Consider the following 14,234-nt stretch of genomic DNA (forward strand, 5'->3'; position numbering starts at 1 on the left):
AATGGCCGGATTTAGCTCGTTGCTGTCGGGAAGCTGACCATGGCAGCATCCTGAGCATGGCCGATCACGGGGATGAAGCAACGGGGCCCGAACAGCATTCAAAACTGGCCGACTTGGTCGATACGCCGCCGGACGCACCGCCGGAACCACCCTCGCAAGAGGCGCATCCGGCTGCCGCTTCGGACGCCGAACCGCTGACGCCGGACGATCAACTGACCATGGCAAGGCGTGAGTTTGCCGCGTTGCTGGGTGAATTCCGGCGTACTGCTGTGCTGGTGCCGTTCGATGCGTACGGGAGTCTGTGGACCGCGGATCAGGGCGGGGTCCGGTGGATCTGTGCGTTCTCGGACGAGGAGGCTTTGGCCGACTTCGCGCGGGCGCGCGGGGAGGCGGAGCGGGAGTGGACGTACCGGACGGTTCTGGGTGCGCGCCTGTTGGATGTGATGGTGCCGATGCTGCCGGGGCCTGCGGGCGTTGCGCTTGATGCGGGCAGTGACGGGGGCATGTTGTTTCCGCCGGTTGCGGGCATTGTGCCCGATGCGGTGGCGGTTGATCTCGGGGGGACAGTGTGAGCGGGGATCCTGATCTGCAGGCGCCGCCGGTGGCTTTGCTGGCCATCGCGATGGGCATCGATCTGGCGCATGCCGAGCTGAAGGAGCTCGGCATGATCGGTGAGGCGACCACCGGGCGGGGGTTCTCGGATCTCGCCCTGTCCGGCATGGAGTTGGGGCACGCCGGACTGACGGAGCAGTTCACGACGTTCTGCGAGCGCTGGGAGTGGGGCGTGCGGGCCCTGACGCTGAAGGGGAACGCCTTCGCGCAGGGCGTGGGCCTGTCGGCCGGTTCGTACGCCGAGCAGGAGCAGTACGTGAAGGATTCGATCAAGATCGGTGTCAACTCGCTCAACGGGAACCCTCACCTGAGCGAGGACGACGTCAAGAAGATGCGCTGGGACACCATCCGCGATCAGCACACCTGGGACAACGCGGACTGGAGCGCCGAGTCCATGGTCGAAGCCCACGGGGAGGTGAAGCAGACCTGGAAGAACACCGGGTACGACGTGATGGACGCGCAGATGGACTCGATGGAGCGCTCGGGTCTGGTCGATCCGGAGCTGCGTGAGCAGATGGATGCGGAGTTCCGTGAGATGTTCGATCCGGACGAGGCGACGGTCGCGCAGGCCGAGGAGCCGCGGTGGGGGGAGAGCCGCTGATGGGGGATTGGGGGGTCCTCGGTGACCTTGCCGGCAAGGCGACCGACAAGATCGTCGACGGGGTCGACGCGGGGATCGACAAGGGCAAGGAGCTGGTCGGCGAGGGCGTCGACTACGCCAGCGACAAGGCCGGCGCATACCTGCGGGACCACGGCCAAGCCGCGGTGGCCGAAATTGTCGAGGACACGGGCGACAAGTGGGCCTCCTCGCTGGGCGCTGAGGTCGGTGAGCAGCAGCTCGGCCAGACCGAGGAGGCCAACGAGCTGATCCACGGCAACCCGACGAAGATCGCCGACTCGGTGAAGAACCTGCGTGACTTCCAGAAGGCGTTCGACCTGGTCGGCGCCGGCATGAAGAGACTCGACTCCAGCCACTGGAAGGGCGAGGGGGCCGACACCTTCCGCAAGAAGTTCTCCACCCTGCCCACCGACTGGCTGCACGCCGCCGACGCCTTCGAAGCCGCCGCCGGCGCCCTGGAGCGCTACTCCAACGCCATCACCAGCGCGCAGAGCAAGGCCCGCGAAGCCATCGCCCTCTACAAGGAAGGCCGACATGCCTCCGCGGCGCACGCGAAGGACGTGGCCGCCTACGAGGCCTCCCGCGACAGCGACAAACCCCTGCCCAAGCCCGGTACGGATCCGGGTGATGCCCTGTGCACCCGCGCACAGGAGATCCTCGACGACGCCCGCAAGGCACGCAACGAAGCAGCCGACATCGCCAAAGACGCCGTCAGGGCCGCACTGGCCCACGCCCCCGAAGAGCCGAAGGGCCGCGAGAAGCTCAAGCTCGAGCTCGCGGACTGGGGTGTGGCCAACGGCGTGGAGAACATGCATCTCCTGGGCGGCATCGTCAAGGGCACCGCAGGCCTGGTCAACTTCGTCCGCTCGGTCAACCCGCTCGACATCTACAACCTCACCCACCCGGCCGAGTACTACAAGGGCGTCAACATGACGCTCGCCGGCCTCGTCTCCACCGCCGCCAACCCCGACCGCGCCCTCAAGAACGCCTGGGACGCCGCCAAGGGCGACCCCTCCGAATTCATCGGACGCCTCATACCCGAACTCATCGGCACCAAGGGCTCAGGACTCCTACGAGGCGGCCTCCGCGCAGGCATGCGACACGGCAAGCCCGACGGCACCCGGGGGGACCACGACAAGAACCCGGACAGCAACGGCAAGCAGTGCTCCGCGACAAGGTGCGACGGCGACCCCATCGATGTCGCAACCGGCAGGATGCTCCTGCCCCAGACGGACATCGCCCTCCCGGGCTCACTGCAGTTGGTGTTCAAGCGCACCTTCGACTCCTCGCGACGCGCCCTGGGCTGGTTCGGGCCCGGATGGTCATCCACTGTCGACCAACGCCTTGTGATCGACTCCGAAGGCGTCATCTTCAGCTGCGACGAGGGCAGCCTGCTCGCCTACCCGCATCCCGCACCCGGTGTCCCGGTCATGCCCACGCACGGACGGCGCTGGCCCCTAAACCGGGTGGACGACGGTTACACCATCACCGATCCCGACACCGGCCAGGTCTGGCACTTCGCCGACCACAGCGACGAACTGGCGCTCCTCGCCCAGATCGACGACCGCAACGGCCGCTGGATCTCCTTCGAGTACGACGAGGCCGGCGCCCCCACCTCGATCGTCCACCACGGCGGCTACCACCTCAAACTCACCACCAGCGACGGCCGGATCACCGCCCTCCACCTGGCGGGCGCGGCTCCCGACGGCGGTGACCAGGAGGTCCTCCGCTACGGCTACACCGACGGCCACCTCACCGACGTCATCAACTCCTCGGGCAGGCCACTTCGGTTCGGCTACGACGAGCACGGCCGCATCACCTCGTGGACAGACACCAACGGCAGCCACTACGACTACGTCTACGACGACCAAGATCGTTGCGTCTACCAGACCGGCAGCAATGGGCACATGGAATCCCGCTTCACGTGGGACGACACCGACCCGGACACCGGCCTGCGCATGACGTCCATGACCGACGGACTGGGTCACACGAAGCGATTCGTGATCAACGAACGCTCCCAGGTCGTCGCCGAGGTCGATGCGACTGGCGCGGTGACGCGATTCGAGTACGACCGGCACAACCGACTACTGGCCCTCACGGACGCGCTCGGCCACCTCACCCGCTCTACCTACGACGAGCACGGTCGACTGACAACAGTGGTCCGTCCGGACGGGCGGCACCGGACCGCGCAATACGACGATCTCGGGCGCCCGACAGCCGTTGTCCGAGCCGGCGGTGTAGTGACACGACAGGCCTTCGACGAGCGAGGCAACCGCACGGCAGTCACGGACGCTTCGGGTGCAACCACGCGCTATTCGTACGACGACACCGGACACTTGGCATCGCTGACGGATGCTCTCGGGCACACGTCCACTGTGCGCTGCGACAAGGCAGGCCTACCCGTCGCCGTCACCGACCCTCTGGGCGCGACCACCCGCTACGAGCGGGATGCCTTCGGCCGCCCCGTGGCCCTGTTCGACGCCCTCGGAGCGGTCACCCGCTTGGAGTGGACCGTGGAGGGCAAACTCGCCCGGCGCGTCGAGGCGGACAGTACCCAACAGTCGTGGACCTATGACGGTGAGGGCAACTGTCTCACCCATACCAATGCGATGGGTGAGGTCTCAACTTTCGAGTACACCGATTTCGCCCTCTTGGCTGCCCAAACCGGCCCGGACGGCGTGCGCTACACCTTCACGCACGACTCGAGTCTTCGACTCACCCAGGTCACCAACTCCCAGGGTTTGACGTGGAACTACGAGTACGACCCCGTCGGCAGGCTCATATCCGAAACCGACTTCGACGACCGCAGACTCACGTATGCCTATGACGCGTCCGGCAGACTGACCTCTTACACCAACGGCCTCGGTCAAACCATCCGATTCGAGCACAACGAACTCGGTCAGCTGCTTCGTAAAGACTCAGAGGGTGTCGTCACCACCTACGAATACGACATCTTCGACGAGTTGGCCGTCGCATCCAGTCCAAGCGCGATCCTCACCCGGCTGCGGGACCGTTTCGGCCGGCTCAGGTCCGAAACTGTGAACGGCCGCACGATTTCCTTCGAATACGACCTCCTCGGGCGTCGCATAGGCCGGACGACACCGTTCGGCGCGGTCAGCACTTGGGTGTACGACGCTTCGGGACGTCGCAGCGAGCTCACGACATCCGGTCGCACACTGACTTTCGAACGCGATGCCGCAGGACAGGAGTTGGCTCGTCATATCGGCGAGAACCTCATACTCAGACACGAGTTCGACTCGATGGGGCGCCTCACTGACCAGCAGGTCACTGGTCATGGCCGCAGCATCCAACGCCGCAGGTTCTCCTACCGAGGAGACGGCAACCTGCTCGGCTTTGACGATCAGCTCTCCGGGGCCCGCACCTTCGAGCTGGATGTGGTCGGACGGGTCACGTCAGTTCGCGCAGTCAACTGGACCGAGCGGTATGCGTACGACGATGCCGGCAACCAGCGCGAGGCGTCCTGGCCTTCCTCACATCCGGGTGGGGAGGCTACTGGCACTCGCCTCTACGCGGGCACGCGCATCACGCGGGCCGGCAGCGTTCGATACGAACACGACGCTCAAGGGCGGATCGTGCTCCGGCAAAAAACCCGCCTCTCTCGGAAGCCGGACACATGGCTGTACCAATGGGACGCCGAAGACCGACTGACCTCGGTCACCACGCCGGATGGGACTGTCTGGCGCTACGACTACGACGCGCTCGGACGTCGCATAGCCAAGCAACGCCTCGCCCAGGACAACCGGATGGTGCTGGAACAGGTCACTTTCACCTGGGACGGCACGACGCTGTGCGAACAGACGACCGACGTCCAGAACCTGCCCAGCCCCGTGACCCTCACCTGGGACCACGACGGCCTACGCCCGCTCGCCCAGACAGAACGCATCGTCGACGCGGATGCTCCGCGGGACATCATCGACGAACGCTTCTTCTCCATCATCACCGATCTGGTCGGCGCTCCGAGCGAGCTCATCGATGAGTCGGGCGACCTGGCGTGGCACCTGCGCCGCACACTTTGGGGCGCAACGACCTGGGCAACGACGAGCACGACGTACACACCCCTACGTTTCCCCGGCCAGTACTTCGACCCCGAAACCGGCCTCCACTACAACTTTCACCGGCACTACGACCCAGAAACAGCCCGTTACCTCACCCTTGACCCGCTGGGTCTCGCCGCCGCGCCCAATCCAGCCACCTATGTCCACAATCCTCATACGTGGATTGACCCGTACGGCCTAGCACCTGAGTGTCCGCCCAAGGGAGAAAAGAGCAACCCGTTCAAGCATCGGCAGGACGCCGAGAGGGCGGCTTTTGATGTCGCCGGAGTGCCCTATGGGACCACTCCGGATGCACAATGGGTTGTAATGGGCGACAAAACCATGAAACATATGCCGGGTCACGTTTACTCGAAGGATCCAACCCATTGGGGCAACTTTCGTCAATTCGAGACCGATGACGGTGCCCGTGTCGTTGTAGAGCACACCCACGACCCGGCCGGCCCACACTTTCACGCTGGAGCCCCCAAGGGCTTCACCCCGGAAGAGCGGAGCCGAAATTTTGTGAACTTCGGCTGGGATAATTCCGTCGAGGGATACGGCAGAATGGAACGCTACAGGGCGCTTGACAAGGATGGCGGCGACCATCACTTCTTCTACGAAGGAAACTGATGAGGCGCGAGGAGTCGGCAGCAGTGAGCAGAATCAGGGAGAGCGGTCTCGAAGTCCTGGAAACGCAGGGATCCGTTCCTGGCGTCACCATTGAAGAAGCCGGTCGCGCCATGTCGAACTTTGAGGTCGAGCCGGTGGCCACCGTTCCCTTGAACTCGGAAGAAACGGCAAGCGAGGTAACCCGACTCTGGATGCAGCATGCACGTAGTGCGGGAGTCTTCGCCGCGGATGGGTCGTTCCTGATCGCAACCTTCGAGACGGAAAGCCGCCCAACGGGTTGGGTTCGCGTGCGACTCAGTCCGCGAACTGATGTGTCCTTCTTGACAGACGACCAGAAGAGGATTGAGTTTGTCGCTCGCTCCATCAGCGGTCATCACATCTGCGGAGTCACCGCAGAGGAATACGACTACTGGGTCGTGAGCCTGCCGGTGGATTAGGCCGCTGGGGACTTCGCAGACCGTCGCTCGCGCCACGGTCGGCAGCGTGCGCTATGAGCGCGACGCCCGGGGGCGGATCGTACTGCGGCAGACGAGCCGCCTGTCCCGAAAGCCCGAGACCTGGCGGTACGACTGGGATGCGGAGGACCGCCTCACGTCTGTCATCACACCGAACGGGGCGATGTGGCGGGCGGTATCGAAGTGACGCACCGGGGCGCCGCATCGCCAAACAGCGCCTGGCGGACGACAACGGCACGGTGGTGGAACAGATTCGTTCACTTGGGATGGCGTCACTCTCTGCGAGCAGACGACCGTGGGGAGAACCTCTCCGATCCGGTGACCGTCACCTGGAACCAGGACGGCATGCATCCCCTCACTCAGACGGAGCGTATCGGCCCGGCGAAACAGTTCACAGGAAGAAGTCTACCCACGCTTCTTCGCAATCATCGGGGACCTCATCGGAACCCCCATTGAACTCACCTACGAAGATGGCGACTTGGGCTTGCAGAACCGAAGCACTCTGGGGAACAGGTTGGAGAACTGCCCGTGACCGCTGTTCAGTTGATGGCGTCGTTCGTCGCGACGGGAAAGCTGTACGGGGTAGGGCTCGGTTCGATCCTTGCCGAGGTTGACCGAGCCATCCATGCGACGTTCATCGACGTGGTCGGCGACGACGGGCTCACCATGCGCAGAGACTACGGTTTCGTGGAGTTCTACTTCAATCTCGATTCCGAATGGGCGATTTCGGGTGGTGCCATTGAGCTTCACAGGCTTGGTTCCCTCTACGAAATGGCACGGCGGTGGCAGGAAGAGATGCAGACCGCGTTTCCTCAGCATGTGTCCTGGGAGGAGCTGCGCGGCGAGATCGAAAGGACCTCGGGTCTTCCGCCTCTGACAGTCGTCGATCAGGGTGATTTCCTGGAGTACCGCGCGGTTTCGACGAAGGTGTCGGTCCTGGTCAGCAATGACAACGAGGAGCGCAACGGCTCGTGGCTGGGCCACGGAGATGTGTGGAGCGTCAGCCTGGGGTGACGCGAAGATCGCGTACCAGTACGCAGCCAACGCCAGCACGGGTTCACGAAGAGCTCGTAACACGATCTTGGCGAGTGTGGTCGGGTCATGGCGTGCGTCGGATTCATGCGTGCCTCGGAGGATCCACCAGAGCTTCGGACCGGCCCGGTCTGGCTGCTCTCGGCTGCCTGGTCGTCTCTCGGTGATGCGGCGGGTGCTTCCGGTACGGTTCGCAGCATGACTGGCGCGTTCGACGTGGCCGAGGCTCTGGACGGCGGAATCTCCGACCGGGAGCGGGCGTGGACGTTCATTCGCGGCTTCGCCGCTGCTTGGGGCGAGCGGCTGACCGAGGGCGACGGCACGCCAGCAGCGGAATTGGCGCGGGCCGAGGCGACGCTCGGCTGCTCCCTGCCGGCCGCGCTGCGTGAGGTCTACATGCTCCTGGGCGCGCGGCGGTGTCCTCGTTTTCCGCAGCGAGAATCAGGGCTGCGCCTTCTGGGGCGTGCGCCTGCGCGACCTTGATCAGGACGATCCGCCGGTGTTCGTCCAGGCGCGGCACGGCTGGGTGCAGTTCTTGGACCGGGTGTCCCTGGCCTGCGTTGAGCTCGTACTGAGCGAGGCGCTGTTCGGCGGTGGAGGTCGGCTGTACAACGCGTGCGAGCTGTCGGCGGACCTGCTTGGTGCGGTGCCCGAACGCTTCCAGCGGGTCGCACTGCCCGACTACCCGATGTGGACGGGTCCGGAGGACTTTCCAGTGCGTTGGTTCTCCGCCCCGGGGCAGCTGCTGCGCCAAGACGGCTTGGGCGTCCACAGCTGGCTGCACGTCCGGGGCCGGACCCGGGCTGACCTGGAGGCGATCTGTGCGACCGTCCCCGGGCAGTGGGCCCTGGGATACACCGAGTCACTCGACGCCGAACCGCTGCCCTTCTGAACCCTCAGGATTCAGGCTTGTTGAGGCGTCGCCAGCAGATGAGGCTGCAGGCCAGGGATATGAATGCGTCGTGGAGTTCGGTGCGGCGTTCCCATCGGATGGCGAGTCTTTTGAAGTGGTGGAGCAGGGCGAAGGTCTGCTCGACGACATAGCGGAGGTTGCCCATGCCCTTGATGTTCGGGGCACCTTTGCGGGCGATGACGGGCAGGATCCGTCGTTTACGCAGCTCTTCCCGGTTGAGGTTGGAGTCGTAGCCTTTGTCGCCGAGCCTCGGGTCGGCGGCGTGGCCGTCCGGGGCGGCCTGCGACGGGCGGAATGCCGTCGACCAAGGCCAACGTCTGGGTGACATCGTTGACGTTCGCCGCGGTGGTGATGACCTTGAGCGGGGTGCCACGTCCGTCGCAGATCGCCGTCCACGCAGGCCCTCGACCAGTCGAGGCGGCCGGCCGCGTTCAGTTCGGCCAGCACGATCCGGTGCAGTTGGTCGAAGACACCGGCTGCTGCCACCGCACCAGGCGTCGCCAGCAGGTCTGCCCGGAGCCGAACCCCAACTCCAGCGGGAGGAGTTGCCAGGCGACGTCGTTGTAGAGGACGTACAGGACGCCTTGCAGGCAGAGCCGGTCCGCCACCGGCCGTGGCCCGGGCGACTTCTCGGGCCACGGCGGCAGCAGCGGCTCGATCAACGCCCACAAGTCATCGTCCACGGTCCACGGCCGAGTACTCACATCATCACGAACGGCCGAATCGACACACCGGTCACGCCCGACCAGGACATCTCCCGAGCTCGAAGGTAGGAATAATCGAACTTTCGTATGTGAGGACGGGTCTCACGACAAGTGAGCCCCGTCCTCACACCACAGTCAGTGCTCAGGGCAGAGCGGCAAGTTGGGTGCGAGATGGGTGATCTGGAAAGAACAGCGGACGAACTGAGGGCGGCTCACGCGGAAGGCAAGGGTGCAGTGGAACTGGCCTTGCTTTCCAGGGACAAGTTGGGTTCGGCGTTCGGCGTCATCTCTTTCATCGCCGCATTCCGTACTGCGTTTGATATTCCGCTTCCCGTTCTTCAGCGGGCGCAGGCGTGGGAGCGGTTCGGCTGGGGAGGCGTCCATATTTCTGACCAAGAGTTCTCCGCCCTCCTCTCGCCTTGGCTCGCCGACCAGCTAAGTCGTCACGGGTTCGAGCCGCAGCCGCCGGGTCGGCCAGGGGGGTGACTCCGCCGGGCCGAACCAGACCCGGACGTCCTCCCCGGTGCGGACGGGCAGGAGGGGGTAGTCGTTCTCGGCGTGCTCGGTGCGGTGCAGCGCGTGGCCCGGGCCCAGGTGCCGGGCGGCATACGCGTCGAAGGCGGCCGCGTCGGACGGATGGCAGACGGTCGCGACCACCTCACGGGTGCCCGGCGCCGATGTGAAGCCCGGGCCGCGCAACAGCAGGACGTCGTCGCTGTCGATCATGGTGGCGTTGGCCGCGTCGCGGTGCTCCCGCCAGACCGGGCCGGTGTAGAAGGCCTCCAGCGAGCGCCCACGGCGCGTCATGTCGGGGAACGCGCGCAGCCAGACGAAGCGGTCCGGGTCGTCCAGGTCGCGGAACCGGCCGCCGACGGTGATGCCGAGCGCCTCCTGGCCGATCACGAACTCGCGCTCGAACAGCTCGATCAGTGTCTCCCGGGCTCCGGGGTGCAGGGTGTACTGCCGGAGTTCGACGATGCTCATATGCCGGCACACCCGGTGCGGGTGAGGTCCATGGTCCAGTTGAGCTCCCAGGTGCGGGCGTCGTCGGCGGAGAACTCCTGCTCCCAGCGGGCGGTGTCCGGGCCGAGGCGGTACCAGGTGAAGTGCAACCGGATCGGGCGGCCGTCGTAGGTGTCCTCGCCATGGAAGTCACCGCGGTCGCCGGTGAAGCCGCCGACCACCGGCGGATCCAGTCGGCCCGTCCGGCTGTCGGACCAGTGGATCGACCAGTGCCCCGTCTCGCGGTCGAACAGCCGCAGGGTCACGCCCTGGCGGCTGAGTGTGGGGAAGGTGATCTCGTCGATGTTGCCGGCACCCCCGAACAGCGGCCGGACCACCGCGTTACCGGGGAACTCCACCCAGGTGGCGGGGCCGGAGCCGAGCGGTGCGGTGAGACGGCGGTTGGCCACGTCCCAGGAGCCGTGCAGGAAGTCGAAGTCGTTCATGCGCCGCAAGCTATGGGCACTCCACTGACATCTACTGTCAGTGGATATCGAGCGGCATGCGGGCGAGCCGACTGGTCTCCCTGCTTCTGCTGCTCCAGAACCGGGGCCGGATGACGGCCCAGCCACCGGCCGAGGAACTGGAGGTCTCCGTCCGTACGGTCCACCGGTACGTCGAGGCGCTCGGCGCCGCCGGTGTCCCGCTGTACGACGCCGCTGGACACCCGGCGGCTACCGGCTGGTCGACGGCCACCGGACCCGGCTCACCGGACTGACCGCGGACGAGGCGCAGGCCGCGTTCCTCGCCGCGCTCCCCGGCGCCGCCGCCGAGCTCGGCCTCGGCGAGGCGCTCGCCACCGCCCAGCTCAAGCATGGGGAAGATGCTGGGAGAAGGACAAGGCCGGTCCCGTGCTGACCGTCTCGCCGCTCGCCTGGGCCGGGTTCCTCGGGCTGGCGGCCGACCCGCAGCCGTAGCGCCTCAGTCCGGCAGCAACTGCCCCCGACGCGACAGCAGGAACCGCTTGAACGCCGCCACCGGTGGCGTGTCCGGGTGGCCGTCCAGCCATGCCACCCCGATCTCGCGGACCGCCCTCGGCGCCGTCACCGTCAGTTCCACCACGCCGGGGCGCGCCACCGCCGGCGGTGGCAGCAGGGCCACGCCCAGGCCCGCCGCGACCAGGCCGCGCAGAGTCTCCGCCTCCTCGCCCTCGAAAGCGACCCTCGGGGTGAAGCCCGCCTCCGCGCACAGGTCGTCCGTGATACGGCGCAGGCCGTAGCCCGGCTCCAGGGTCACGAACGTCTCGTCGGCCGCCTCCGCCAGGCGGATGCGCTTGCGGGTGGCAAGGCGGTGGTCGTCGGGGACCACCAGGCGCAGGCGCTGTTCGTCCAGGCGGCGGGCGACCAGGTCGGGGGCGTCAGGGACCGGGGAGGTCAGGCACAGGTCGAGCTCACCCGAGCGGAGCCGTTCGATCATCGCCTCGCCGTAGTTCTGGACGAGGGTGAAACGGATCCGGGGATGGTCCACGCGAAAGGCCCGGATCAGTTCCGGCACGGTCTCCGAGCCCATGGTGTGCAGGAAGCCGAAGGCGACCTTGCCCGCCCGTGGGTCCGCGTCCGCCTGGACCGACTCGGCCGCACGCTCGACCTCGGCCAGCGCCCGGTCCACGGAGGCGAGGAAGGTGCGGCCGGCCGGGGTGAGGGAGACATTGCGGCCTTTGCGGGCGAACAATGCGACGCCCAGGTCCTGTTCGAGACGGACCATCGCCCGTGACAGCGTCGACTGGGGCACGCCCATCTCCTGCGCGGCGCGCGTCACGTGCTCGTGGCGGGCGACCCCGGCGAAGTACGCGAGCCGCGGCGCGAGCTGCAGCGCGATGTCTTCTTCGTAACTACTCGGTGACAGGCGAGGCTCTGAGCTGTGTTCATGCACCATGGGAACGATTATCGGCATTCCATGCATTGGACGCATGAAAATGAGCGCCCTAACTTCGATGTATGCCTCCCGCAAGTACCAAGGCGCCCACCGTCGTGGGCGCCGCCTCGCAGTCCCCCGTCTCCTCCGACACCCGGCTCGCTCCCGGCGCCTCCGGCTACCGCCGGATGAGCTTCGCGCTCTTCGCCGCCGGCATGGCGACCTTCGCCCTCCTCTACTCCACGCAGGCGCTGCTGCCCGCGGTCTCCGCCGGTTTCGGCGTGAGCGCGAGCGCCGCCAGCTGGACGGTCTCCGCGGCGACGGGCGCGCTGGCTCTGTGCGTACTGCCGCTGAGCGCGGTGTCCGAGCGGTTCGGGCGGCGCTCCGTGATGACCGTGTCCCTCGCGGTCGCCGTCGTGGTGGGGCTGCTGGTGCCGTTCGCACCGAACCTGGAGTGGCTGGTGGCCCTGCGCGCGGTGCAGGGTGCGGCCCTGGCCGGGCTGCCGGCCTCTGCGATGGCGTATCTCGCCGAGGAGGTCAGGCCCAAGGCCCTGGTCGCCGCGATCGGCCTTTTCGTGGCGGGCAACAGCATCGGCGGTATGAGCGGCCGGATCGTCACCGGCTGGGTGGCGCAGCTGTGGGGCTGGCGCGCCGCCCTCGCCGCAGTCGGCCTGATGGCGCTCGCGTGCGCGCTGGTGTTCCGCGCGATGCTGCCGAAGGCACGGCACTTCACGCCCGGCTCGCTCAACCCGACGGCCCTCGCCAGGGCGGTGCGCGGTCACCTCGCCGACCCGCTGCTGATGCGGCTGTACGCGATCGGCGCGCTGTTCATGACCGTCTTCGGCGCGGTCTACACGGTGATCGGGTACCGGCTGGTCGAGGAGCCCTTCTCCCTCCCGCAGGGCGTCGTCGGCTCGATCTTCCTGGTCTATCTCGTCGGTACGGTCTCCTCGGCGGCCGCGGGCAGGCTGGTCGGCCGGCTCGGGCGGCGCGGCGCGCTGTATCTGGCGGTCACCACGACCGCCGCGGGCCTGCTGCTGTCGCTGACGGATTCGCTGACCGGGGTGCTGCTGGGCCTCGTGCTGATCACCGCCGGATTCTTCGCCGGCCACGCCGTCGCCTCGTCGTCGGTGAGCCGTACGGCGAAGACGGGCCGCGCGCAGGCGTCGGCGCTCTACCAGTCCGCGTACTACCTGGGCAGCAGCGCGGGCGGCACGCTCGGCGCTGTCGCGTTCCACGCGGGCGGCTGGAGCGGAACGGTGGCGCTGGGGCTGCTCGCGGTGCTCGGCGTCGTGTCGATCACGCTGTACGGGTCGCATGCCGCTCGGGTCCGGCAACGGCTGATGGCGCCGGCCGTGCAGCACTGATCTCGCGCCCCGTCCCCGGTCCCGGGCCGGTTCCGGGACCGGTCTGCGTACGGGGAAGCCACACCTGAATCCACCCCGGAGTCCACCCCCGAATACGCACCGAAATACGCACCGAAATACGCACCGGTCCGTGCAACTGAAGCTCCCCTTCGCGTGTCTCAACCGGCAAACCACCCGCACGGTGCGTGAAGGGGAGCTGGGGGCTGTGACAAGGGCGAGAGCGATATCGAAAAGACGCGCGGGCGTGGTGCTCGGGCTGACCGGTCTGGTGGTCCCGCTGACGGTCGTGCTCGGCAGCGGGACCGCACATGCGGCGTCGTGCACCACGTCGACGGGGCCGTACCAGAAGCAGGTGGAGAAGTTCCTGGGGCGCCCGGTGGACGGGCGGCAGTCGGCGGCCGACTGCCAGGCGATCCGTGCCTTCCAGGCCAAGCACGGGATCACCCCGACCATCGGCTACGCGGGGCCGATCACCTGGCGCACGATGAACACGATGCTGGCGCAGAAGGCGGCCGGGAACAATCCGAACGCGGCCGGCAAGTGCCCGACGAACAAGGGCCGGATCGCCTGTGTCGACCTGACCAGGCAGCTGAGCTGGGTCCAGGACGGCAGCAGGCTCAAGTACGGCCCGGTGCCGGTGCGGACCGGCAAGAACGGCACCGAGACCCGTACCGGCCTGAAGAAGATCTACTGGCGCAGCATCAACCACTGGTCGACGATCTACCACGTGTCGATGCCGTACTCGCAGTTCTTCGACGGCGGGCAGGCCTTCCACTCGACGACCAAGTCGATGTGGAACCCGCCGGGCTCGGGCGGCTGCGTCAACATGCGCTCGGCGGACGCGAAAGCGTACTGGAATCTCCTGCGGAACGGGGACGATGTGTACGTGTACGGGCGCAAGCCCGGAACGTGACCCGCATTGTCGGTCCCTTCCTGTAGGTTCCGAAGTAATGGCCGGAGTGCCGGTCAGAGCGCTGGGCCGACGGGCAAC

The 14,234-nt window shown here is 66.9% G+C and carries 12 protein-coding genes and 2 pseudogenes; 10 read left to right on the top strand and 4 right to left on the bottom strand.

Annotation, left to right across the window (positions count from 1 at the left end):
* The first annotated feature begins 56 nt into the window (after window positions 1-56).
* From OHS70_RS13755 to OHS70_RS13790, 7 genes are all read left to right on the top strand, one after another.
* Entirely contained in the window at window positions 57-572 is a 516-nt protein-coding gene (locus tag OHS70_RS13755) for an SseB family protein (protein WP_328397210.1), read from the top strand.
* Window positions 569-1,213, top strand: a complete 645-nt coding sequence (locus OHS70_RS13760) for a hypothetical protein (protein ID WP_328397212.1) — start codon at window positions 569-571, stop codon at window positions 1,211-1,213. The genes OHS70_RS13755 and OHS70_RS13760 overlap by 4 nt, the downstream gene beginning before the upstream one ends.
* On the top strand, window positions 1,213-5,916 hold the full coding sequence (locus OHS70_RS13765) for a putative T7SS-secreted protein (RefSeq protein WP_328397214.1): 4,704 nt from the start codon (window positions 1,213-1,215) through the stop codon (window positions 5,914-5,916). Before OHS70_RS13760 ends, OHS70_RS13765 begins: the two co-directional genes overlap by 1 nt.
* Before the next feature lie 23 nt (window positions 5,917-5,939).
* A complete protein-coding gene (locus OHS70_RS13770; protein ID WP_328397216.1) occupies window positions 5,940-6,353 on the top strand; it encodes a hypothetical protein in 414 nt (137 codons plus the stop codon).
* 546 nt (window positions 6,354-6,899) lie between these two features.
* Window positions 6,900-7,385 carry a hypothetical protein gene (locus OHS70_RS13780; RefSeq protein WP_328397220.1) on the top strand — a complete coding sequence of 162 codons (486 nt, stop codon included), beginning with the start codon at window positions 6,900-6,902 and terminating at the stop codon, window positions 7,383-7,385.
* 216 nt (window positions 7,386-7,601) lie between these two features.
* Entirely contained in the window at window positions 7,602-7,886 is a 285-nt protein-coding gene (locus tag OHS70_RS13785; RefSeq protein WP_328397222.1) for an SMI1/KNR4 family protein, read from the top strand.
* A gap of 16 nt (window positions 7,887-7,902) precedes the next feature.
* Window positions 7,903-8,295, top strand: a complete 393-nt coding sequence (locus tag OHS70_RS13790) for a hypothetical protein (protein ID WP_328397224.1) — start codon at window positions 7,903-7,905, stop codon at window positions 8,293-8,295.
* A gap of 4 nt (window positions 8,296-8,299) precedes the next feature.
* Here OHS70_RS13790 and OHS70_RS13795 read toward each other — a convergent pair.
* The 3 genes and pseudogenes from OHS70_RS13795 to OHS70_RS13805 form a co-directional block, all read right to left on the bottom strand.
* A pseudogene (locus tag OHS70_RS13795) lies at window positions 8,300-8,999 on the bottom strand (transposase).
* A gap of 456 nt (window positions 9,000-9,455) precedes the next feature.
* Window positions 9,456-10,004: an NIPSNAP family protein gene (locus OHS70_RS13800; RefSeq protein WP_328397226.1), complete on the bottom strand. Its 549-nt coding sequence runs from the start codon at window positions 10,002-10,004 to the stop codon at window positions 9,456-9,458.
* Entirely contained in the window at window positions 10,001-10,468 is a 468-nt protein-coding gene (locus OHS70_RS13805; protein ID WP_328397228.1) for a hypothetical protein, read from the bottom strand. Before OHS70_RS13805 ends, OHS70_RS13800 begins: the two co-directional genes overlap by 4 nt.
* A 56-nt stretch (window positions 10,469-10,524) precedes the next feature.
* Here OHS70_RS13805 and OHS70_RS13810 point away from each other — a divergent pair.
* A pseudogene (locus OHS70_RS13810) lies at window positions 10,525-10,835 on the top strand (helix-turn-helix transcriptional regulator); the annotation flags it as partial.
* Between the two features lie 108 nt (window positions 10,836-10,943).
* On the opposite strand, the gene OHS70_RS13815 reads toward OHS70_RS13810, so the two are convergent.
* A complete protein-coding gene (locus tag OHS70_RS13815; RefSeq protein WP_328397230.1) occupies window positions 10,944-11,897 on the bottom strand; it encodes a LysR family transcriptional regulator in 954 nt (317 codons plus the stop codon).
* A 62-nt stretch (window positions 11,898-11,959) separates the two neighbouring features.
* Between OHS70_RS13815 and OHS70_RS13820 the strand changes: the two genes are divergently transcribed.
* Together OHS70_RS13820 and OHS70_RS13825 are read left to right on the top strand one after the other, a co-directional pair.
* Window positions 11,960-13,243, top strand: a complete 1,284-nt coding sequence (locus OHS70_RS13820) for an MFS transporter (protein WP_328397232.1) — start codon at window positions 11,960-11,962, stop codon at window positions 13,241-13,243.
* Between the two features lie 223 nt (window positions 13,244-13,466).
* Window positions 13,467-14,156, top strand: a complete 690-nt coding sequence (locus tag OHS70_RS13825; RefSeq protein WP_328405610.1) for a L,D-transpeptidase family protein — start codon at window positions 13,467-13,469, stop codon at window positions 14,154-14,156.
* Window positions 14,157-14,234: the final 78 nt, after the last annotated feature.

This window comes from Streptomyces sp. NBC_00390 (assembly GCF_036057275.1).
GTDB lineage: Bacteria > Actinomycetota > Actinomycetes > Streptomycetales > Streptomycetaceae > Streptomyces.